20 protein-coding genes and 2 riboswitches are annotated in these 20,640 nt (G+C 71.0%); of the genes, 12 read left to right on the top strand and 8 right to left on the bottom strand.

What is annotated here, in order from left to right:
• Positions 1–9 precede the first annotated feature (9 nt).
• The 8 genes from OHA25_RS39625 (at position 10) to OHA25_RS39590 (ending at position 9,999) form a co-directional block, all read left to right on the top strand.
• Positions 10–591 (top strand): CDP-alcohol phosphatidyltransferase family protein, encoded by a 582-nt coding sequence (locus tag OHA25_RS39625; protein ID WP_327582034.1) that lies wholly within the window; start codon positions 10–12, stop codon positions 589–591.
• Positions 592–595: 4 nt separating this feature from the next.
• Positions 596–3,100: a mannose-1-phosphate guanyltransferase gene (locus OHA25_RS39620; protein ID WP_327582033.1), complete on the top strand. Its 2,505-nt coding sequence runs from the start codon at positions 596–598 to the stop codon at positions 3,098–3,100.
• A 269-nt stretch (positions 3,101–3,369) separates the two neighbouring features.
• Positions 3,370–3,882: an FHA domain-containing protein gene (locus tag OHA25_RS39615; protein WP_106237610.1), complete on the top strand. Its 513-nt coding sequence runs from the start codon at positions 3,370–3,372 to the stop codon at positions 3,880–3,882.
• 58 nt (positions 3,883–3,940) lie between these two features.
• Positions 3,941–4,594 carry a transcriptional regulator FtsR gene (gene ftsR, locus OHA25_RS39610; protein WP_327582032.1) on the top strand — a complete coding sequence of 218 codons (654 nt, stop codon included), beginning with the start codon at positions 3,941–3,943 and terminating at the stop codon, positions 4,592–4,594.
• A 120-nt stretch (positions 4,595–4,714) separates the two neighbouring features.
• On the top strand, positions 4,715–5,185 hold the full coding sequence (locus OHA25_RS39605; protein ID WP_020539830.1) for a bifunctional nuclease family protein: 471 nt from the start codon (positions 4,715–4,717) through the stop codon (positions 5,183–5,185).
• Between the two features lie 147 nt (positions 5,186–5,332).
• Positions 5,333–5,953, top strand: coding sequence for a MerR family transcriptional regulator (locus OHA25_RS39600; protein ID WP_138669872.1), 621 nt, complete (start codon positions 5,333–5,335; stop codon positions 5,951–5,953).
• Between the two features lie 48 nt (positions 5,954–6,001).
• Positions 6,002–6,101, top strand: a riboswitch (glycine riboswitch).
• A riboswitch (glycine riboswitch) is annotated at positions 6,102–6,216 on the top strand.
• A 56-nt stretch (positions 6,217–6,272) separates the two neighbouring features.
• Complete coding sequence (gcvP, locus tag OHA25_RS39595; RefSeq protein ID WP_327582031.1) at positions 6,273–9,098, top strand: aminomethyl-transferring glycine dehydrogenase; 2,826 nt, start codon at positions 6,273–6,275, stop codon at positions 9,096–9,098.
• A 112-nt stretch (positions 9,099–9,210) separates the two neighbouring features.
• On the top strand, positions 9,211–9,999 hold the full coding sequence (locus tag OHA25_RS39590) for a hypothetical protein (RefSeq protein ID WP_327582030.1): 789 nt from the start codon (positions 9,211–9,213) through the stop codon (positions 9,997–9,999).
• Between the two features lie 10 nt (positions 10,000–10,009).
• Here OHA25_RS39590 and OHA25_RS39585 read toward each other — a convergent pair whose 3' ends face one another.
• Positions 10,010–10,363, bottom strand: a complete 354-nt coding sequence (locus OHA25_RS39585) for a hypothetical protein (protein WP_327582029.1) — start codon at positions 10,361–10,363, stop codon at positions 10,010–10,012.
• An 81-nt stretch (positions 10,364–10,444) separates the two neighbouring features.
• Here OHA25_RS39585 and OHA25_RS39580 point away from each other — a divergent pair, with 81 nt between their 5' ends.
• Positions 10,445–11,035 (top strand): alpha/beta hydrolase family protein, encoded by a 591-nt coding sequence (locus OHA25_RS39580; RefSeq protein WP_327582028.1) that lies wholly within the window; start codon positions 10,445–10,447, stop codon positions 11,033–11,035.
• Between the two features lie 9 nt (positions 11,036–11,044).
• On the opposite strand, the gene OHA25_RS39575 is transcribed toward OHA25_RS39580, so the two are convergent.
• Positions 11,045–11,236, bottom strand: coding sequence for a DUF5999 family protein (locus OHA25_RS39575; RefSeq protein ID WP_305918848.1), 192 nt, complete (start codon positions 11,234–11,236; stop codon positions 11,045–11,047).
• A 197-nt stretch (positions 11,237–11,433) separates the two neighbouring features.
• Positions 11,434–11,994 carry a TetR/AcrR family transcriptional regulator C-terminal domain-containing protein gene (locus tag OHA25_RS39570; RefSeq protein ID WP_327582027.1) on the bottom strand — a complete coding sequence of 187 codons (561 nt, stop codon included), beginning with the start codon at positions 11,992–11,994 and terminating at the stop codon, positions 11,434–11,436.
• 114 nt (positions 11,995–12,108) lie between these two features.
• Between OHA25_RS39570 and OHA25_RS39565 the strand changes: the two genes are divergently transcribed.
• The gene (locus OHA25_RS39565; protein WP_305918846.1) at positions 12,109–12,507 is read left to right on the top strand and encodes a hypothetical protein; all 399 of its coding nucleotides are present in this window, start codon (positions 12,109–12,111) and stop codon (positions 12,505–12,507) included.
• A 68-nt stretch (positions 12,508–12,575) separates the two neighbouring features.
• Here the strand turns inward: OHA25_RS39565 and OHA25_RS39560 are convergent, their stop codons facing one another.
• From OHA25_RS39560 to OHA25_RS39550, 3 genes are all read right to left on the bottom strand, one after another.
• A complete protein-coding gene (locus OHA25_RS39560; protein ID WP_327582026.1) occupies positions 12,576–13,967 on the bottom strand; it encodes an RNA polymerase sigma factor in 1,392 nt (463 codons plus the stop codon).
• Between the two features lie 175 nt (positions 13,968–14,142).
• Positions 14,143–14,472, bottom strand: coding sequence for a hypothetical protein (locus OHA25_RS39555; protein ID WP_327582025.1), 330 nt, complete (start codon positions 14,470–14,472; stop codon positions 14,143–14,145).
• A gap of 43 nt (positions 14,473–14,515) precedes the next feature.
• Positions 14,516–15,661 (bottom strand): AMP-binding protein, encoded by a 1,146-nt coding sequence (locus OHA25_RS39550; protein ID WP_327582024.1) that lies wholly within the window; start codon positions 15,659–15,661, stop codon positions 14,516–14,518.
• A gap of 109 nt (positions 15,662–15,770) precedes the next feature.
• On the opposite strand from OHA25_RS39550, the gene OHA25_RS39545 reads away from it, so the two are divergent.
• The gene (locus OHA25_RS39545; protein ID WP_442942225.1) at positions 15,771–16,664 is read left to right on the top strand and encodes an o-succinylbenzoate synthase; all 894 of its coding nucleotides are present in this window, start codon (positions 15,771–15,773) and stop codon (positions 16,662–16,664) included.
• Positions 16,661–18,322: a 2-succinyl-5-enolpyruvyl-6-hydroxy-3-cyclohexene-1-carboxylic-acid synthase gene (gene menD / locus OHA25_RS39540; RefSeq protein WP_327582022.1), complete on the top strand. Its 1,662-nt coding sequence runs from the start codon at positions 16,661–16,663 to the stop codon at positions 18,320–18,322. Before OHA25_RS39545 ends, menD begins: the two co-directional genes overlap by 4 nt.
• Before the next feature lie 36 nt (positions 18,323–18,358).
• Here the strand turns inward: menD and OHA25_RS39535 are convergent, their stop codons facing one another.
• Together OHA25_RS39535 and OHA25_RS39530 are read right to left on the bottom strand one after the other, a co-directional pair.
• Positions 18,359–19,252: a 5'-3' exonuclease gene (locus tag OHA25_RS39535; protein ID WP_327591109.1), complete on the bottom strand. Its 894-nt coding sequence runs from the start codon at positions 19,250–19,252 to the stop codon at positions 18,359–18,361.
• Between the two features lie 84 nt (positions 19,253–19,336).
• Positions 19,337–20,548 carry a PP2C family protein-serine/threonine phosphatase gene (locus OHA25_RS39530; RefSeq protein ID WP_327582021.1) on the bottom strand — a complete coding sequence of 404 codons (1,212 nt, stop codon included), beginning with the start codon at positions 20,546–20,548 and terminating at the stop codon, positions 19,337–19,339.
• Positions 20,549–20,640: the final 92 nt, after the last annotated feature.

The raw sequence follows: 20,640 nt of genomic DNA, 5'->3' as shown, positions 1-20,640 counted from the left end.
GTCTGCCTCGTGAGCGAAACTTCCGCCGAGGACCGGATCTGGACGGTTCCCAACCTGCTGAGCTTTCTGCGCCTCCTCGGCGTGCCCGTGTTCCTCTGGCTGGTTCTCGGGCCCAAGGCGGACGGGTGGGCCATCGGGGTCCTCGCGGTGGCCGGGTTCACCGACTGGCTCGACGGGAAGATCGCTCGCGCGTTCAACCAGACCAGCAAGCTCGGCCGGATCATCGACCCGGCCGCCGACAAGCTGTATGTGGGCGCCACGATCCTGGCGCTGCTGCTGCGCGACGTCATCCCCTGGTGGCTGGTCGCGGTGATCGTGGCGCGGGAACTCTTCGTCGCGAGTTGCTTCCCCGTACTCCGCAAATACGGCTATAGGGCACTTCAGGTGCATTTCCTGGGCAAGGCCGCCATGTTCAACCTCATGTATGCCTTCCCTCTCCTCTTCCTTGCATCCCACACTGGGTGGTATGCCGATATAGCCCGAATTGCCGGATGGGCGTTCGCACTCTGGGGAACAGGCCTCTACTGGTGGGCAGGGGTGCTGTATGCGGTACAGGTGCGGCAGCTCGTAACGTCGGCCAAAAAGGAGTGATCGGGTGAAGGCGGTCGTCATGGCGGGCGGGGAGGGCACTCGGCTGCGTCCGATGACCGCCAACCAGCCCAAACCCTTGCTCCCCGTGGTCAACCGCCCGATCATGGAGCACGTGCTGCGCCTGCTCAAGCGGCACGGCGTCACCGAGACGGTGGTGACGGTGCAGTTCCTCGCGGCGTTGGTGCGCAACTATTTCGGCGACGGCGACGAACTCGGCATGAGCCTCCAGTACGCCACCGAGGACCTGCCCCTCGGCACCGCGGGCAGCGTCAAGAACGCCGCCGACCGCCTTCGCGACGATCGATTCCTGGTGATCTCCGGCGATGCCCTGACGGATATCGATTTAACGGAAATGATCCGATTTCATCGGGAAAATGCGGCGCTTGTGACAATCGGCCTGAAACGCGTACCGAACCCGCTCGAGTTCGGGATCATCATCGTCGACGAACAAGGCCGCGTGCAGCGCTTCCTCGAGAAACCCACCTGGGGGCAGGTCTTCTCCGACACCGTCAACACCGGCGTCTACGTCATGGAGCCAGAGGTCCTCGAGGCCGTGGCGGCCGACGAGCCCGTCGACTGGTCATCCGACGTCTTCCCCGCCCTGCTCGAGCGCGGCGCCGCCCTCTACGGGTACGTGGCCGACGGCTACTGGGAGGACGTCGGCACCCACGAGAGCTACCTCAAGGCGCAGGCCGACGCCCTGTCCGGCAAGGTCGCCCTGGACATCGGCGGCTTCGAGCTCTCGCCCGGCGTCTGGGTCGCCGAGTCGGCCTCGGTCGACCCCGACGCCGTGCTCAAAGGCCCGCTGCTCATCGGCGAGTACGCCAAGGTCGAGGCGGGCGCCGAGCTACGCGAGTTCACCGTGCTCGGCAACAACGTAGTCGTGCGCGAGGGCGCGTTCCTGCACCGCGCGATCGTCCACGACAACGTCTACCTCGGCCCGGGGGCCCACCTGCGCGGCTGCGTGATCGGCAAGAGCACGGATGTGATGGCCGGGGCCCGCATCGAGGAGAACGCCGTCGTCGGCGACGAGTGCGTCATCGAGGCCGAGGCGTACGTCTCCAGCGGCGTCAGGGTCTACCCGTTCAAGACCATCGAGGCGGGCGCGGTCGTCAACACGAGCGTCATCTGGGAGTCGCGCGGCCAGCGCAACCTGTTCGGGCCCCGGGGCGTCAGCGGCCTGGTCAACGTCGAGATCACCGCCGAGCTGTGCGTGCGCCTGGCCAGCGCGTACGCCACCACCCTGAACAAGGGCGAGCACGTCGTCACCTCCCGCGACTGCTCACTGGCCGCCAGGGCGCTTAAGCGGGCCGTCAACGCCGCGCTCACCGCCAGCGCCATCAACGTGCTCGACCTGGAGGCGGCCCCGCTGCCGGTGGCCCGCTTCCACACCGGCCGCGAGTCGGCCGCGGGCGGCATATCGCTGCGTACCACGCCAGGCGATCCGCAGAGCGTCGACATCGTCCTCATGGACGGCCGCGGCGCCGACCTGCCGCCGGCCGCCCAGCGCAAGCTGGAGCGGGTCTTCTCCCGGCAGGAGTTCCGCCGCGCCTTCCCCGGCGAGATCGCCGAGCTCACCTACCCGGCCAGGGCGGTCGAGGACTACACGCGTGAGCTGCTGCGCCACGTCGGCATGGAGGGCATCAGGGACATGAAGGTCGTCGTCGACTGCGCCGGCGGCACCTCGTCGCTGGTGCTGCCGGCGTTACTCGGCCGGCTCGGGGTGGAGGTGCTGACCGTGAACGCCCGCCTCGACGACCTCTCGCCCACCGAGACGCTGGCCGAGCGCCGCCGCGACCTGCAGCGCCTGTCCGAATTGGTCAGCTCCTCGCGTGCGGCCTTCGGCGTGCGGTTCGACCCGGTCGGCGAGCGCATCGCCCTGGTGGACGAGATGGGCCAGCTCATCAACGACGAACGGGCGCTGCTCGTCGTGCTCGACCTCGTCGCCGCCGAGCGCCGGGGCGGCCAGGTGGCGCTTCCGGTCACCACGACCAGGGTCGCCGAGCAGGTCTGCCGCTTCCACGGCGTGCAGGTGCAGTGGACCTCCACCGCGCTGGACGCCCTCACCTCGGCCGCCGCCGGAGCCGACATGATCTTCGCGGCGGACGGGCGCGGCGGCTTCGTCGTGCCCGAGTTCAGCCCGGCCATCGACGGGCTGGCCGCGTTCATGCGCCTGCTGGGGCTGGTCGCCCGCACTCGCCTGTCGCTCAGCCAGATCGACGCCAGGATCCCCGAGGTCAAGCTGCTCAAGCGGGCCGTGCCCACGCCCTGGGCGGCCAAGGGCGCCGTCATGCGCTCGGTCATCGAGGCGGCCGAGGCCGAGGCCGAGGGGCACCGCATCGACACCACCGACGGGGTGCGCGTGACCCACGACGACGGGAGCTGGGTGCTGATCCTGCCCGCCGCCACCGAGCCCCTCACCGATCTGTGGGCCGAGGCGCCCGACATGGACGGCGCCCAGGCGCTGCTCGAACACTGGGCGCGCATCGTGGAGCAGGCCGCCACCTAGGGGCCGGTCACCGAGTGTGATCTGAAAAAGTTCGCCCGCGAAGCGCGCGGACGGCGCCGCAAGATCGTAATGTTGAAACGCGCGGCGGCATGGACCACGGGGCGGAAGCGGCGGTAACTTTGTCTGCGTCCACACCACAGTCCAGCGCCCCGAGTTGACCTTTACCGCTGATCAGCGTATGTTGCGGCATTCGCAAACGTGAGAAAGCGAAGCGAGGCGCGCCCCGAGCACCGTCGCCGCGTCTTCGCGGTAGGAGGCCGAGCCGATCGATGCCGAGCGTCTACTGCACGCAGTGCGGGCACGCCAACCCCGAGGATGCCCGTTTCTGTTCCCGTTGTGGGTCACCGCTGACCAGACCCGAGGTCTCCGGGGACACCACGTCGACGATCTCCGTCGCGGGAATCGAGGCATACGAGGCTGAGACAGGTGACATGCTCCTGGCCGAGCGGGCGCTCGTCGAGCAGCTGCCGCCCGGCACGGCGTTGCTCACGGTGACCAGGGGCCCCAATCAGGGGAGTCGTTTCCGGCTCGACAAGGAGCTGACCACGACCGGGCGCCACCCGGAGAGCGACATCTTCCTCGACGACATCACGGTCTCCCGCCGCCATGTCGAGTTCTACCGGCATCGTGGTGGCCAGTTCTCCGTCCGCGACGTCGGCAGCCTCAACGGCACCTACGTCAACAGGGAGCGGATCGAGGAGGTGCCGCTGCACTCCGGCGACGAGGTGCAGATCGGCAAGTTCCGCCTGGTCTTCCTGATGCGGGGCAACGCCGGGGCATGAGCGAGTCAAGCGAGCGACGCATGGACACGGCCCCTGGGCTCATGAGGCCGAAGGTCGCATGAGCCCCCAGGCGGCACGCTCGCACATGAGCATCGGGGAGGTGCTCGCGCTCCTGCAGGGCGAGTTCCCCGATGTCACCATCTCCAAGATCAGGTTCTTGGAGGGCGAAGGGCTGATCGAGCCCGAGCGCAGCCCCTCCGGCTACCGCAAGTTCACGCATCTGCACGTCGAGCAGCTGCGTTTCATCCTCACCGAGCAGCGCGACCACTACCTGCCGCTGCGGGTGATCAAGGACAGGATGGCCGAGAGCTTCGGCCGCCCCCGCGCGGTGCAGGACAAGCACGAGGTCAAGCTCAGCCGTGCCGAGCTGCTCGAGGCCGCGGAGATCGACGAGGAGACGCTCACCGAGCTGGAGGACTACGGCCTGCTCGCCCCGGTGGCCAGGCGCTACGACGAGGAGGCGCTGAAGGTCGCGCGCACCGTCGGCGCCCTGGCCCGCTTCGGCCTGCACGCCCGGCATTTGCGCGCGGTCAAGGCTGCGGCCGAGCGCGAGTGCGGTCTGGTCGAGCAGACCGTCGCGCCCGTGCTGAAACGGCGCGCCCCCGGGGCCGCCGGCGAGGCGGAGGAGATCGCCAGGGAGCTTTCGGCCCTCTTGCTCGATCTGCACGCATCTCTGGTACGCACGGGCGTACGGTCGGTGCTGGGCCGTTGAGAGCGAGGCGAGCAGGGAGCCGACGGCACATTCCAGGCCCGCCGGGTGTTACGTTGAATTGAAGTAGCCAGTCGAGCGAAGAGCTGTGCCGGGTGACCGGTCAGGAATACGGAGCAGCCCGTGTTGCAGATGGAGGTCGTGGGCGTAAGAGTTGAAATGCCCACAAACCAGCCGATCGTCTTGCTCAAGGAGGCACACGGGGAGCGGTTCCTTCCGATATGGATTGGCATGACCGAGGCGACGGCGATCGCCCTGGCCCAAGCGGAGGAGCCACCGCCGCGGCCGCTCACCCATGACCTTTTCCGTGACGTCCTGAGCGCCCTGGGCGTCGGCCTGCGGGCGGTCAACATTGTCGCGCTGCGTGATGGCATCTTCTTCGCCGATCTGGTGTTCTCCAACGGCGTGGAGGTGAGCGCGCGGCCGTCGGACTCGATCGCGCTCGCGTTGCGCACCGGAGCCCGCATCTTCGCCAGCGAGGAGGTGGTCCAGGAGGCCGGCGTGGTCATCCCCGACGACCAAGAGGACGAGGTGGAGAAGTTCAGGGAGTTCCTTGACACAATCACTCCCGAAGACTTCGGCAGGGCGGGGTAGGTATTTCGGTGCATTTACGCTTCACGACGCGCCGAGCCGGATCGTTGACTGAGCATGGTCACGGTCCTACGGTGCAAGTGAAACCCGTGGCCGCCCTTCATGAACCCCCAGATCAGGCCACGGGATGAGAGAAAGCCGGAGGTCCGCGTGGCGGTCAGCAGCGGCGAGGGAAAGACGGCCGGCCAGGAAGATCCGGTACGGCGTGAGGACGCGCGGCAGCGTGCCGGGGAGCAGGGACTGCTCTTCGACGAGCAGCCGGCGGCGTTGCCGGGCGACATCGGATACCGCGGGCCCACGGCCTGCGCGGCGGCCGGCATCACCTACAGGCAGCTCGACTACTGGGCGCGCACGGGCCTGGTAGAGCCCACGATCAGGGCCGCGCAAGGCTCGGGCTCCCAACGGCTCTACAGCTTCCGCGACATCCTGGTGCTCAAAGTCGTCAAGCGGCTCCTCGACACCGGGGTGTCGCTGCAGCAGATCCGCACGGCCGTGCAGCATCTGCGCGATCGCGGGGTCGCCGACCTCGCCCAGATCACGCTCATGAGCGACGGCGTCAGCGTCTACGAGTGCACCTCCGCCGACGAGGTGATCGACCTGCTCCAGGGCGGCCAGGGCGTGTTCGGCATCGCGCTCGGCCGGGTCTGGCGCGAGGTCGAGGGATCCCTCGCGGAGCTGCCGGGGGAAAGAGCGGCGGTCGAGGACACCGTCCCGGCCGACCACCCCGCTGACGAACTCGCCCGCCGCCGCCGCGCCCGACGCATCGGGTGAAATCCCCTTGTAACGCATAGGGGCTGTAATGTAGGACAGCAAGGCTGACGACCCCGTGCGGGAGAGTCTCTGGGGCCCACGGGTCCCGGGGCGCCGAAGGAGCAACCCTCCCCGGAATCTCTCAGGCACCCCGTACCGCTCGGGCGAGGCAACTCTGGAAAGCAGGCGCGCCCGCCAGGCGTGCCTCACCGACGGTGCAAGCCCCTGTTCACGGGGGTGAAGCTCTCAGGTCGCGGTGACGCCGCGCTGACAGAGTGGGGAGATCCGGCACTCGCCCGCGCCCTGGCGCCGGTCTCCATAGCCTCGGGAGGCACTGTCCATGACCGACCTGTCAGCTCCGCCGTTCTCATCCCGGCACATCGGCCCCTCCGCTGCCGAGCAGCAGCGCATGCTCGAGGCCGTCGGCTTCGAGTCCGTGTCCGACCTGGTGGCCGTGGCCGTCCCCGAGGCCATCAGGGCCAAGGACCGGCTCCAGCTGCCCGCCGCCGCGAGCGAGACCGAGGCGATCGCCGAGCTCCGCGCCCTCGCCGACCGCAACCGGGTGCTGACCTCGATGATCGGCCTGGGCTACCACGACACGATCACGCCCGCGGTGATCCGCCGCAACCTGCTGGAGAACCCGGGCTGGTACACCGCGTACACCCCCTACCAGCCGGAGATCTCACAGGGCCGCCTCGAGGCGCTGCTGAACTTCCAGACGGTCGTCTCCGACCTCACCGGCCTGCCCGTCGCCGGGGCCTCCCTCCTCGACGAGGCCACCGCCGCCGCCGAGGCCATGACGCTGGCCCGGCGCGCCGGCAAGTCCAAGAGCAACGTGTTCGTGGTCGACGCCGACGCGCTGCCGCAGACCAAGCGGGTGCTGGCCACCCGCGCCGAGCCGCTCGGCATCACGCTCGTGGAGCACCCGCTCGACGGCGAGCTGCCCGAGTGCTTCGGCGTGCTCGTCCAGTACCCGGGAGCCTCCGGGCGGCTGCGCGACTTCCGCGCCGTGGCCGCCGCCGCGCACGAGGCGGGCGCGCTCGTCGTGGCCGCCGCCGACCTGCTGGCCCTCACGCTCGTGGCCGCGCCGGGCGAGCTCGGCGCCGACATCGCCATCGGCTCCTCGCAGCGTTTCGGGGTGCCGTTCGGGTTCGGCGGGCCGCACGCCGCCTACATGTCGGTACGCGAGGGGCTGCAGCGGCAGATGCCCGGCCGCCTGGTCGGCGTGTCCGTCGACGCCGACGGCGACCCCGCCTACCGGCTGGCCCTGCAGACCCGCGAGCAGCACATCCGCCGCGAGAAGGCCACCAGCAACATCTGCACCGCGCAGGTCCTGCTCGCCGTCATCGCCGGCATGTACGCCGTCTACCACGGCCCCGACGGGCTGCGCCGCATCGCCCACCGGGTCCACCGGCACGCGGTCGTCCTCGCCGACGGGCTGCGCGAGGCCGGCCTGGAGGTCGTGCACCGCGAGTTCTTCGACACCGTCCTGGTGCGCGTCCCCGGCCGGGCCGCCGAGGTCGTCGCCGCGGCCGCCGAGCGGGGCGTCAACCTCTGGCAGGCCGACGCCGACCACGTCTCGATCGCCTGCGACGAGAAGACCGGCGCCGCCGACGTGACCAAGGTATGGGCGGCGTTCGGCGTGGACGCCTCCGAGGTGGCCTTGGACGCCGACGCGTTGCCCGCCGCGCTGCTGCGCGAGTCGGCGTACCTGACCCACCCGGTCTTCCACGGTCACCACTCCGAGACGGCGATGCTGCGTTACCTGCGCAAGCTGCAGGACAAGGACATCGCGCTGGACCGCTCGATGATCCCGCTCGGCTCCTGCACGATGAAGCTGAACGCAAGCACCGAGATGGAGCCGATCACCTGGCCCGAGTTCGCCGCGATCCACCCGTTCGCGCCGGAGGCCCAGGCCGCGGGCTACACGGAGCTGATCGGCACGCTGGAGCGCTGGCTGGCCGAGATCACCGGCTACGACGCGGTGTCGATCCAGCCGAACGCCGGCTCGCAGGGCGAGTTCGCCGGGCTGCTGGCCATCCGCGCCTACCACCGCGCGAACGGCGAGAGCGGGCGCGACGTCTGCCTCATCCCGTCCTCCGCGCACGGCACCAACGCCGCCAGCGCCGTCATGGCGGGGATGCGCGTGGTGGTCGTGGCCTGCGACGCCGACGGCAACATCGACCTGGCCGACCTCGACGCCAAGATCGACAAGCACCGGGACGCGCTGGCCGCGATCATGGTGACGTACCCGTCGACGCACGGCGTGTACGAGGAGAGCATCACCGAGGTGTGCGCCAAGGTGCACGGCGCCGGCGGGCAGGTCTACGTCGACGGCGCCAACCTCAACGCGCTGGTCGGGCTGGCCAAGCCGGGCGAGTTCGGGGCCGATGTGTCCCATCTCAACCTGCACAAGACGTTCTGCATCCCGCACGGCGGCGGCGGCCCGGGTGTCGGCCCGGTGGCGGTGCGCGCCCACCTGGCGCGCTACCTGCCCGGCCACCCGCTGCACAACGACACGCCCGTCGGGCCCGTCTCGGCGGCCCCGTACGGGTCGGCGGGGATCCTGCCGATCTCGTGGGCGTACATCAGGATGATGGGCTCGGACGGCCTGACCGCGGCGACCGAGCAGGCCATCCTGTCGGCCAACTACCTCGCCCGGCGCCTGGCCCCCCACTACCCGGTGCTGTACACCGGGCGCGGCGGGCTGGTCGCCCACGAGTGCATCGTCGATCTGCGGCAGATCACCAAGGAGACTGGCGTCACCGTGGACGACGTGGCCAAGCGGCTCATCGACTACGGCTTCCACGCGCCCACGATGTCGTTCCCGGTGGCCGGGACGCTGATGATCGAGCCGACCGAGAGCGAGGACCTTGACGAGCTCGACCGGTTCGCGGAGGCAATGATCGCCATCCGGGGGGAGATCTCCAAGGTGGCGTCCGGCGACTACGACAAGACCGACAACCCGCTGCGTAACGCGCCGCACACGGCCGAGTCCGTCGTCGCCGACGAGTGGGCGCACCCTTACTCGCGGACCGAGGCCGCCTACCCGGTGCCGTCGCTGCGGGACGGCAAGTACTGGGTGCCGGTGCGGCGCATCGACCAGGCGTACGGGGACCGCAACCTGGTGTGCTCGTGCCCGCCGCTGGAGGCCTACGAGGACTGAGTCGTCCGGCCGGCCCTGAATCGAGGGCCGGCCAGTCCTTCAGCGTCAACTGAGCAGACATGATCGCCAGAAGTGGTTAAGCTTCGTGCGACCGTCGCCAGAAGGAGCTCTCTTGACGTTCTCAGAGCTGGAGACACCGCCCCTCGACACCGCCCGCCGCCTCGCCGAGGACGGTGATCTCGACGGAGCCGCCGCCATCCTGAGCCGGCTGGCCGCCGACCCTGAAGGACCCGACCGGGCCCAGGCCGCCGTGGGGCTGGCCGTGGTGCTGGAGGAGCGCGGCGACGTCGAGGCCGCCCGCGCCGCGGCCAGGACCGCGCTGTCCACCGGCCATCCTGAATACGCCGCGCAGGCCGCCTGCCATCTCGCGCAGGGCTTCGAGCGGGAGGGACGGGCCGAGCAGGCCAGGGCCGCCTGGCAGGCCGTGCTGGGCGTCGGCACCGCCGCGTACGTGCCGCTGGCCCATCTCGCGCTGGCCCGGCTGGCCACGAGCCTCGAGGAGGCGGAGGCGGAGCTGCGGGCCGCCATGGCGGCCGGCGACGGCCAGATCGGCGCACACGCGGCCCGGCAGCTGGCCGATCTGCTGATGGAGCACGACGAGCCCGGGATGGCGGCCGACGTCCTCATGGAGGCGCTGGAGTCGGCTCCCGAGGAGGACGTGCCGGGGCTGCGGGTGCAGCTGGGGATCGCGCATCTGGAGCTGGCCTGCGCCGAGTTCGCCGACACCGTGGAGGGCGGCGCCGACCCCCAGACCAGCGCGCTGGCCATCGAGCTGCTGGCCCGCACCCTGCCGCTGCGCGGGCGGGAGGAGGACGCCGAGCGGGTGTGGGCGTACGGGCTGGAGCACGAGGACGAGAGCCTGGCAGCCGAGGTCCGCCTCCGCTACGACCGCGACGCCTGACGGGCCCGGCTCAGCCGCGGCGCATGATGGCCGCGGCGGCGGCCACGTTGATGATGACGATCGCCAGCCAGGTGATCGTCAGCCCCACCAGGCCGGCGTTGCCCGCCGCGATCGCCGTCAGCGGGATGCCGATGCCCATCGAGCCCAGCGCGACCGGGATCATCGCGGAGCCGGGGTTCTTGCCCTGGTGCCGGTGTGGGGCGGCGCCGCGTACGGCCAGCTCGGCCTGCACGCGGGCGGCGATCGTCTCGTCGAGACGTTCCACGAACGACTCGACCAACGCGGCTTCGTAGTCCGGGCCGAGATCGCGGCGCGCGTCGAGCGTGGCCTGCAGATCATCCCGGAGGGGACGCTTGTCTGGCATAGGAAAATCATGCCCCGTACGCGGCACGCCGTCATCAGCCCTGAGGGGTAGGCCGGAATCGTCCGAAGGTACGGTTCTCCCATGGAGGTCATGACCCCGCGAGGGCCCGCGATGGTCGAGGTCGACGAGGTGGCCGAGCCGCGGCTGCTGCTCGTGCTGACCCACGGGGCCGCCGGGGGAGTGGACGCTCCCGACCTGGTGGCCGTGCGTGCCGCCGCGCTCGGGGCCGGGGCCGTCGTGGCGAGGGTGACCCAGGCGTTCAGGGTGGCGGGGGCGCGGGCGCCCGGCTCGCCGGCCCGGCAGGACGAGGCATGGGAGGTCGTCCTGAGCGAGCTGCGTGCGCGGTGGCCGGAGCTGCCGCTGGTGCAGGGCGGGCGGAGCAACGGGGCGCGGGTCGCCTGCCGTACGGCCAAGGCGGTCGGCGCGGCGGCGGTCGTGGCGCTGGCCTTCCCGCTGCATCCGCCCGGCAAGCCCGAGCGGTCCAGGGCCGAGGAGCTACGCGGCGCCGGGGTGGACGTGCTGGTCGTCAACGGAGACCGTGATCCGTTCGGCATCCCCGACGCGGCGGACGCGGCGCTCCTGGTGGTGCTGCCGGGGGAGGGCCACGACCTGAAAAAGGACCCCGCCCGGGTGGGCGAGGTGGTGGCGGAGTGGATCACCCACTACGCGTAGGTCCGTAGGTCAGGCCGCGCCGACCACGGGCCGGTGCGGTTCGATGCTGGCGCCGCTGGGCAGGAGCTCCCCGGTGTCCTCGAACAGGACGACGCCGTTGCAGAGCAGGCTCCATCCCTGCTCGGGGTGGCAGGCGAGAGTGCGTGCCTTCTCGCGGTCTGGCGCCTCTGCATCCGGACAGGCCGGGTCGTGCGGGCACATCGGCGTGCCTCCGATATCTCGTGAAATGCCCCCGCTGAGGGACGGGAGCGGCTCGGGTTGTCGTTTTGGCAAGTGTGCGATGTCCGTCACACATTCCGACATAGTCCCTTCGGACTGTTACAGGGGGGTCCCCGGAACGTGTGACCTTCGACACAGCGTGCCTTATGCAGGATAACGGGCCAAGCGTGACACGCGCATCACGTTTGCAAACCCTTGAGGAGAGCGTCGAGTCCGCGCTCGAAGTCCATGTCGGCTCTTTCATCCGGTCTTACCCACTCGTCGACTTCGGGATCGGCCCAGCCGGACTGCTGGACCTCGACGGCGACGCTGCCGAACACGAAGGCCCGCAGCGCGCGTACGGCCTGCGCCGCGTCGTCCAGGCCGCCGTCGGCGAGTTGTTCGACCTGCTCCCTGACGGCGAGGGCCGTGGCCCCCTTCGGGGGTTTGGTCAGGGCCAGGGCGAGCACGCCCGGGTGCTCGCGCAGCAGCTCGCGCTCGGCCCGGCACCAGGCCTTGGCCGTCTCCTGCCAGGTCGGGCCCTGCTCCACGCGCACGGTGGTGACGTGCTCGGCCAGGGCGTCCATCAGCGCCTCCTTGCCCCGGGGCAGGTGGTGGTAGATGGCCATGGCCTCCACCTGCAGGGCGTCGCCCAGGCGCCGCATGGTCAGCCGGCGCAGGCCCTGGCTGTCGGCGATGTGGAGCGCGGCCTCGATGATGCGCTCGCGGGAGAGGGGAACGGGTGGTCGCTTGGCGGGCATGGCGATCATCTTACAATGTAAAGGCGGCCGCGCCGGGGTGATTTCCGTTCGTGTCGCGCGACGGCGTACTCTTGGCGGTTGAACGAGGTGCAGGCTGGCGAAAGGGCAGGGTCGATGGCGTTTTTCCGTCCGCGGGTGAGCCGGGAGGCCGAGGTTCGCTATCACGCGGACCAGGAGATCTCCAAGAGCTTCCCCGAGCTGCTCGAAAAGGCGCGCCAGGCCGAGCAGCTGCTGCGGGAGCTGCGGGCCGCGGCGGCCGACGACATCGAGCTGCTGGCCGCGGGGCGGGCGTTCGACCGGGCGCTGACCGACGCGCTGCGGGCCGCCGAAGCGGGGCAGCGGGCCACGTTCGGGGTGAAGTCCTACGACGATCGGATCGCGCGGCGCAAGGCCCGGGCCACGCCGGCCGGCCGGATGTGGACCGATGAGGTGGAGCGGCTGCGGACGCTGCGCGAGGAAAACCGGCTCTGGGGGATCCCGAGCGTGCCCCGCCCGGTGCCCTCCACCGTCTGACTCGACGCGCGCATGGAAAAGCCCCGGTCACGCCTCCCTCGTGTGGCCGGGGCTTTGCTTCAGAGCGGTCAGCTGGCCCAGTCGAGCAGCGGGCGGGTGTTGCTCGGGTGGCGCAGCTTGGACAGCGACTCCTTCTCCAGCTGACGGATCCGCTCCCGGGTCAGCCCCAGGTGCTTGCCGATCTCGTCGAGCGTGTGCGGCTTGCCGTCCACCAGGCCGAACCGCAGCGCCATGATCTTCGACTCCCGCGGCGAGAGGTTGTCGAGCACACCGCGCAGCTGGTCGCCCAGCAGCTGGCGGTCGACGATCTCCGAGGCCTCCGGCGAGTCGACGTCCTCGATGAGATCGCCGATCGTGGTCTCCCCGTCCTCGCCGATCGTCGCGTTCAGCGAGATCGGCTGGCGGCTGGTGCGCAGCAGCTCCTCGATCTGGTCCGGCGTCTTGTCCAGCTCGACCGCCAGCTCCTCGGGCGTGGGCTCGCGCCCCAGGCGCTGGTGCATGTCACGCTCGATCCGCGACAGCTTGGAGAGCATCTCCAGCACGTGGACGGGCAGCCGGATCGTCCGCGCCGAGTCGGCGAAGCCACGCTGGATGGCCTGCCTGATCCACCACATGGCGTAGGTGGAGAACTTGAAACCCTTGGTGTAGTCGAACTTCTCCACGGCCCTGATCAGCCCCAGGTTGCCCTCCTGGACCACGTCCAGCAGGGACATGCCGCGGTCGGTGTACTTCTTGGCCACCGAGACGACCAGCCGCAGGTTGGCCTCCAGCATGTGGTCCTTGGCCTGCCGGCCGTCCTCGACGACCATGCGCAGGTCCTCGCGGACGTCCAGCGGCAGCTCGGGGTGGGTCTCCAGCTTGTACTCGGCGTACAGGCCGGCCTCGATCCGCCTGGCCAGCTCGACCTCCTGCGCCGCGGTCAGCAGCGTGCGGCGGCCGATGGACTTGAGGTAGGTGTGCACCGAGTCGCCCATGGTGGACTGCGTGTCGTCCAGGTCGAGCTGCTCGGTCTCGATTTCTTCGTTCTCAGAGGTCATGACGATGTCGTCGGGCACGTCCTCCTCGTGTTCCGGCTTGGGGTCGGGCGGGACGACGCCCTTCGCCACGGCCGGCATGTCGGTTTTTGCCTTGGCCGCCTTGCGGCCGGTAGCCTTTGCTCGCGAGGTCGAAGACTTCTTCGGAGCGGCTTCTCCCTGCTCCTCGGTGGCCTTCGGCTGTGCGGGCTTCCTGGTGGTGGTCTTCTTGGGGGCGGTCTTGCTGAGAGACGGCTCGTTCTCGGCGGCCAGGCTCACGCCGGCCTCCGACAGTTCGCGCAGTATCGTGCGGCCCTCAGAGGGGCTGATCCCGGCTTCGGCGAACGCGTCACGCAGCTCCGCCAGAGAAAGGTGACCCTGGTTACGCCCTCGTTCAAGCAATTGGTCGAGAGTCGCGGGTGGGGTCGCCACGGCGGATGTGGGCATGAGGACACCTCCTCCGTACGGAGTAGAAGCGATCAGGCAGGTTATGGCGGGCGGCTTCGTTGTCCGCACGGCGCACCAGTATCAATAACGCCATTCTCCGCCATTTGTTCCCGCCCGGACGAAATGCCAAAAAGGGACGGATCGCCCACGTGGCGAGCCGCCCCTCGTGCGGGTCTTACTCGGTCACGTCGATCTCGCCGGTCGTGACCTCCGGCATGGGCATGGGCTCGGCGTCCTCCATGCGCTCGTCCGTCCAGTATTCGAGCACCTTGCTGGGGTCGGGGTTGACCTCCCGGGAGACCACGATGTCGTCATCGGTGGGCTCGGGAGACGGGGCCGGCGTCGCCGGCGGACCGGACGGTGATGCCTTCTCCACCACAGCTCTGGTCTCCTCGCCGACCTGGTCGAGCCTGCCCGCGGAGGCGGCCGCCGCGACCGAGACGCCGGCGACGACGATCACGCCGATGATGGCCACGGATGCCCACATCTTGCGGGTCTGGTCCATGAAGGCTCCCTCCTTCTCCCCACTCTGACGCAGCCGCACCTCGTCAGGTTCCTGCTTTCAGCCGTACTAGATCGGTCTTGCCGTTCGGCAGCAGCGGCAGTCCGGTGACCAGGCGCAGCTCGCGCGGGGCGGCGTGAGGGGGAAGCCTATCGCGGCAGTATGCCCGCAATTGGGCAAGCGTGAGTGGCGTGTCGGGGGCGGCGGGGACCACGACCGCGGTGACGAGCTCGCCCCATTCGGGGTCGGGCACGCCGATCACGGCCACGTCGGCGATCGCGGGGTGGGTGCCGAGCACGGCGGCCACGGCGGCGGCCATCACCTTCTCGCCGCCGGTGTTGATGACGTCGTCGGCCCGGCCCAGCACCCGCAGCCGCCCGCCGGCCAGCTCGCCCAGGTCGGAGGTGACGAACCAGCCGCCGTCGAACGGGTCGGGCTCGCCGGAGCGGTAGCCGGAGAAGAGCACGGGACCGGCGATCCGGATCAGGCCGTCCTCGCCGATCTTGAGATCTACATTGTAAAGGGGCCGGCCGTCGTACACGCAGCCGCCGCACGTCTCGCTCATTCCGTACGTCGTCACGATCCGGCCGCCGAGGTCCCGGGCGCGCTCCAGCAGGCCAGGACGGGGCGCGGCGCCGCCGAGCAGGATGGTGCGGAACCCCGACAGGTCGGCCCCCAGCTCCACGAGCCGGTGCAGCTGGGTCGGCACCAGCGAGACGTGGTCGGCGCCGGAGTCCAGGACCGCGCGCGGGTCGAAGCGCGGGTGGATGATCGGCTCGCTGTCCGACAGCAGGGCGCGCACCAGGACCTGCAGGCCGGAGACGTGGGAGATGGGCAGGCAGCACAGCCAGCGCTCACCCTTGGAGGCCTCCACGCGCCGCAGGGAGGCGGCCGCGGAGGCGCGCAGCGCGGTGGCCGAGAGCATCACGCCCTTGGGCGTGCCGGTGCTGCCGCTGGTGGCGATCACGACCGCCACGTCGGCGGGCACGCCGGCGCCGCCGTCCTGGGGCGTCCCGTCAACGTGGGTGGGGCGCAGCGCGGCCAGCGCGGCATCGGCCTGGCCGGGAGGCAGGGGGAGGACGGCGGGTCCGTCGCCGGTCAGCGCGTCGCGGACGGCCGTGAACAGTGCGGGTCCCGGAGGCTGCACAATGGCATGCAGCGGACGGTCCGGATGCGACGGGTTCCTCCACATGCTCGTAAGGTTAATGGCGACACGTCGGACAGCGGCGCAGGGGAAAGCGGGGAGGGTCGTGGCAGGTTCTCCCGAAGCCCCCGGGGGTCCCGTGGTCTTCCGAATCCCGATGCGCCTGCGTTTCCGGGGACAGACCGTCAGAGAAGGGGTGCTGCTGCGCGGCCCGGCGGGGTGGGGGGAGTTCTCCCCGTTCCCGGAGTACGGCCCGCGCGAGTGCGCCCGGTGGCTGGCGTGCGCCCACGAGGCGGCCTTCGAGGGCTGGCCGGAGCCGGTGCGTGACAGCGTCCCCGTCAACGCGACGGTGCCTGCGGTCGACCCCGAGCAGGCCCACGAGCTGGTGCGGCGCTCCGGCTGCGGCACGGCCAAGGTCAAGGTGGGCGAGCGGGGGCAGACGTTCGACGAGGACGTGGCCAGGGTGGAGGCCGTACGTGACGCGCTCGGCCCGGCGGGCAGGCTCCGGGTCGACGTCAACGGCGCGTGGAGCGTCGATGAGGCCGTGCGGCGGCTGAAGCGCCTGGACACCTACGACCTGGAATACGCCGAGCAGCCGTGCGCCACGCTGGAGGAGCTGGCGGCGGTGCGGCGGGCCTGCGACGTGCCGATCGCGGCCGACGAGTCCATCCGGCGGGCCGAGGACCCGCTGCGGGTCAGGGCGGCCGAGGCGGCCGACGTCGCGGTGGTCAAGGTGCAGCCGCTGGGCGGGGTGCGAAACGCGTTGCGGGTGGTGGAGGCGTGCGGGCTGCCCGCCGTGGTCTCCAGCGCCGTCGAAACCTCCGTGGGTCTCGCGGCGGGGCTGGCGCTGGCGGCGGCGCTGCCGTCGTTGCCGTACGCGTGCGGGCTCGGCACGCTGCCGCTGCTGGCGGGCGACGTCGTGGACGACCCGCTGACGCCCGTGGACGGGCGGCTGGCGGTACGCCGCCCATCAGTGGATGATCAGCAGTTGTCGGCTTTTGAGATTGAATCTCCCCAGTGGCTTCGCCGGATGCAGGAGGCGTCACGTTGAACCCCGCGACCGCGCTGGCCACCGTGCTGGTCGACGAGCTGGTGCGCTGCGGCCTGACCGACGTGGTGCTGGCGCCCGGCTCGCGCTCGGCCCCGCTGGCGCTGGCGCTGCACGCCGAGTCGCGGGTGCGGCTGCACGTGCGCATCGATGAGCGCTCGGCGTCATACCTGGCGCTCGGGCTGGCCAAGCGGTCCGAGCGGCCGGTCGCGCTGATCTGCTCGTCCGGCACGGCCACCGCGAACTTCCACCCGGCCGTGATCGAGGCGAGCGAGTCGGGCGTGCCGCTGCTGGTGCTCACCGCCGACCGCCCGCCCGAGCTGCGCGGCACCGGCGCCAACCAGACGATCGACCAGATCAAGCTCTACGGGACGGCCACGCGCTGGTTCGCCGAGGTCGGCGTGCCGGAGGACCGCCCCGGGCAGGTGGCCTACTGGCGGTCGCTGGCCTGCCGCGCCTACCAGCGGGCCGCCGGACCGGCGAACCCCGGCCCGGTCCATCTCAACCTGGCCTTCAGGGAGCCGCTCATCCCCGACGGCGACACCACCTGGTGCGAGCCGCTCGACGGCGGCGCCAACGGCCCGTGGGTGCGGGCCAGGGTCGCACCCCCGCCGATCGCCCTGCACATCCCGCCGACCCGGCGCGGCGTGCTGGTCGTCGGTGACGGCGCCGCGAACGTGCGCCGCTACGTGGCCGCCGCCGGCATGGCGGGCTGGCCCGTGCTGTCGGAGCCGAACGGCGGTGCCCGCTACGGCGACCACGCCATCTCGACCTACCACTACCTGCTGGGGACGCCTGAGTTCGCCGACGCGCACCGGCCCGATGTGGTGGTCACCTTGGGGCGGCCCGGGCTGTCGCGGCCGCTGCTGTCCTGGCTGCGGCGGACCGCGGAGCACATCGTTGTGGCGCCCGACCTGGACCGCTGGCCGGACCCGACCAGGTCGGCCACACAGGTGGCGCAGGCGGTGGAGATCCCGGTGGCTGCGGGCGACGACAGCTGGCTGCACGCCTGGCGGCGGGCGGACCTCGCGGCCAGGTCGGCCGTGGACGAGGTGCTCGACGTCTCGGGTGTCAGCGAGCCGCGCCTGGCCAGGGACCTGGTGGACGCGCTGCCGAACGGGGCGCTGCTGTTCTGCGGGTCGTCGATGCCGATCAGGGACCTGGACCAGGCGATGCGGCCGCGGCGCGGCATCAGGGTGATGGCCAACCGGGGCGCCTCCGGGATCGACGGCCTGGTCTCGACCGCGATGGGGGCGGCGCTGGCGCACAACGGGCCCGCCTTCGCGCTGCTCGGCGACCTGTCGTTCCTGCACGACCAGAACGGGCTGATCCTCGGGCCCCGCGAGCCCCGGCCCGACGTCTGCTTCGTGGTGGTCAACAACGACGGGGGCGGGATCTTCTCGCTGCTGCCGCAGGCGGCGGTGCGCGATCCGTTCGAGCGGGTCTTCGGCACGCCGCACGGGGTCGATCTCGGGTATGCGACGGCCGCGACCGGGACGCCCTACACGCTGGTGTCGGAGATCACGGAGCTGCCGAAGGCGCTGCGCGGCGAGGGGCCGCGCGTGGTCGAGGTGCGTACCGACCGCGAGGAGAACGTGCTCATGCACGCCCGCCTGCGTGAGGCCGCGCAGGCGGCCGTCCGCGCCCTGCTGGCCACCTAGCGGCCCGCTGCTGGCCGCCTTGCGGCGTCCGGGCGGTCAACCGCCCAGCACGTCGAGGAGGCGGTTGAGCGGGCCGTCCAGGCCGTAGCGGTCGGCCAGGCGCACCAGCGCCTCGGGGTCGCGCGGCTTGGCCGGCAGTGCCAGGTCGGCGGCCGGGAGCGGGGCGTCATGGGCCACCTTGACCACCGCGGGAGCGGCGCTCAGGTAGTCGCGGGCGGTGGCCAGCCTGGTGCGGCTGCCGGCGGGGAAGCCGTCGGTCACGCCCGCGTCCAAGGCCTCGAGCAGGGCCTCGAGGGAGCCGAAGCGGGTGATGAGCGCGGCCGCGGTCTTCTCGCCGACGCCGCTCACGCCGGGCAGGCCGTCGCTGGGGTCGCCGCGCAGCGTGGCGAAGTCGGCGTAGGCGCGGCCCGGGACGCCGTATTTGGCGGTGACGAACGCCTCGTCCACGATCTGCAGGTTGCGGATGCCGCGGGCGGTGTAGAGCACGCGGACCGGGCGGGCGTCGTCGACCAGCTGGAACAGGTCGCGGTCGCCGGTGACGATGTCGACCGCGCCGCCCGACCGGTGGGTGAGCGTGCCGATGACGTCGTCGGCCTCGTAACCGGCGGACTCCAGGCGGGCGATGCCGAGCGCGTCGAGCACCTCCTGGATGACGGCGATCTGTGGCACGAGCGCGTCGGGCACCACTTCGGTGTTGCCGTGGGCGACGCGGTGCGCCTTGTAGGTCGGGATCGCCGCCACGCGGAAGGCCGGACGCCAGTCGGCGTCCATGGTGGCCGCGAGCTCCGCGGGGGAGTGCTTGCGCACGAGAGTGGCGATCATGTCGATGAGGCCGCGCACGGCGTTGACGGGCGAGCCGTCGGGGGCCATGATCGACTCCGGTATGCCGTAGAAGGCGCGGAAGTAGAGGGACGGGGTGTCCAGAACCATCAGCACGTGTCTATGGTCGCACTCCCAACGGGTCCTCGCTGGTTACGCAAGCTGCCGCTCTCGGACCCTGCTCGTTGCTCCGGTCTATGCGCAGGGATCCCCCAGGATGCCAACCCCCAGGAGACAGGCGTCGTCTTCGGGGTTGGGCCCGCCGATGTCGGACAGCAGGCGGTCGAGCCCGGACTCCAGCTCGCTTCCCCGCACGTGGGCGGCGGCGGCGAGGGCCAGGTCGAGGCCGACGTCGATGTCGCGGGTGCGCCGCTCGACCAGGCCGTCGGTGAACAGCAGCAGCACGTCCCCGGGCCGCAGCCGGGTCGTGGCCAGCTCGTACGGGCGCCCGCACGCGGCGCCGAGCAGCACGCCCCTGGGCTGGCCGAGCCGGCTGGCCACCCCGTCGCGGACCAGGATGGGCGCCAGGTGGCCGGCCTGGCTCCAGGCGAACACCCGGGTCCGCGGGTCCAGATGCCCGATGACCGCCGTGGCGGTGGTGTCGTTGAGCTGGTGCAGGACCAGCTCGTTCAGCCAGTCCAGTAGCCGGTTGGCGGGCCGCCCCGTCATGGCGAGGCCCACCAGGGCGTGGCGGAGCTGGGCCATGTGCGCGATCGCGGGCAGGCCGTGGCCGGAGACGTCGCCGATGGCCAGCAGTAGGCGGCCGTCGGGGGAGGGGGCCGCCTCGAACCAGTCGCCGCCCAGGTTCGCGGTCTTCTCGGCGGGCACGTAGCGCACCGCGATGCTGGTGTCCGGCAGGCCCGGATAGCAGGCGGGATCGGGAAGGATCGCATCGCGCAGCGCCAGCATCACGTGGCGCTCCTCGGCAGCCTGCTCGCGGGCCTCCAGGAGTTGGCGGCGAGATTCCGACATCAGGCGCTCGGCGCGGCGGCGGCCGGTGATGTCCTGGATGACGCCGTGCAGGCCGATGGGGCCGCCGGGGGCCATCAGCGGCTCGAGCACCATGCGAATGTCGCGCAGATCGCCGGAGCTCGCGCTGCGGCGGATGCGGAACTCGGCCTGGACCGGCTCGACACTCTGCACGGCGGACCACAGGAGCCGGTCCAGCGCGGCCACGTCGGCGGGCTCGACGTGCTTGGCGAGCTGGGGCAGGGCGATGGGACCCTGGGCCGGGTCGCGGCCGAAGATCGTATACACCTGCTCGGACCAGATCGTCTGGCCGGTGTGGAGGTGCCATTCCGCCCAGCCCATGTTGCCGAGCCGCTGCGCGTGCGCCAGCCGTGCGGCGAGCAACTCCGCATCGGATTTGTGCCCGAGCAGCCCGGCCGCGCCTATGACGTCGACCATAGTCTCACTCTCAAAGTGCAGTGGATCTGAACAATTGTCCCCACACTACGTGATCGTTGTTGAACGGAGTGTAGCGAGTGCTTCCCGTGTTG

The sequence above is a fragment of the Nonomuraea sp. NBC_00507 genome (genome assembly GCF_036013525.1).
Lineage (GTDB): Bacteria > Actinomycetota > Actinomycetes > Streptosporangiales > Streptosporangiaceae > Nonomuraea.
This window is presented reverse-complemented; position numbering and strand designations above follow the sequence as displayed.

Excerpts from the sequence above, each read along its gene's own strand:
- OHA25_RS39615 (WP_106237610.1), top strand. The coding sequence starts at position 3,370 with ATGCCGAGCGTCTACTGCACGCAGTGCGGGCACGCCAACCCCGAGGAT.
- ftsR (WP_327582032.1), top strand. The coding sequence starts at position 3,941 with ATGAGCCCCCAGGCGGCACGCTCGCACATGAGCATCGGGGAGGTGCTC.
- gcvP (WP_327582031.1), top strand. The coding sequence starts at position 6,273 with ATGACCGACCTGTCAGCTCCGCCGTTCTCATCCCGGCACATCGGCCCC.
- OHA25_RS39585 (WP_327582029.1), bottom strand. The coding sequence starts at position 10,363 with ATGCCAGACAAGCGTCCCCTCCGGGATGATCTGCAGGCCACGCTCGAC.
- OHA25_RS39580 (WP_327582028.1), top strand. The coding sequence starts at position 10,445 with ATGGAGGTCATGACCCCGCGAGGGCCCGCGATGGTCGAGGTCGACGAG.
- OHA25_RS39575 (WP_305918848.1), bottom strand. The coding sequence starts at position 11,236 with ATGTGCCCGCACGACCCGGCCTGTCCGGATGCAGAGGCGCCAGACCGC.
- OHA25_RS39570 (WP_327582027.1), bottom strand. The coding sequence starts at position 11,994 with ATGCCCGCCAAGCGACCACCCGTTCCCCTCTCCCGCGAGCGCATCATC.
- OHA25_RS39565 (WP_305918846.1), top strand. The coding sequence starts at position 12,109 with ATGGCGTTTTTCCGTCCGCGGGTGAGCCGGGAGGCCGAGGTTCGCTAT.
- OHA25_RS39560 (WP_327582026.1), bottom strand. The coding sequence starts at position 13,967 with ATGCCCACATCCGCCGTGGCGACCCCACCCGCGACTCTCGACCAATTG.
- OHA25_RS39555 (WP_327582025.1), bottom strand. The coding sequence starts at position 14,472 with ATGGACCAGACCCGCAAGATGTGGGCATCCGTGGCCATCATCGGCGTG.
- OHA25_RS39550 (WP_327582024.1), bottom strand. The coding sequence starts at position 15,661 with ATGTGGAGGAACCCGTCGCATCCGGACCGTCCGCTGCATGCCATTGTG.
- OHA25_RS39545 (WP_442942225.1), top strand. The coding sequence starts at position 15,771 with ATGCGCCTGCGTTTCCGGGGACAGACCGTCAGAGAAGGGGTGCTGCTG.
- OHA25_RS39535 (WP_327591109.1), bottom strand. The coding sequence starts at position 19,252 with ATGGTTCTGGACACCCCGTCCCTCTACTTCCGCGCCTTCTACGGCATA.
- OHA25_RS39530 (WP_327582021.1), bottom strand. The coding sequence starts at position 20,548 with ATGGTCGACGTCATAGGCGCGGCCGGGCTGCTCGGGCACAAATCCGAT.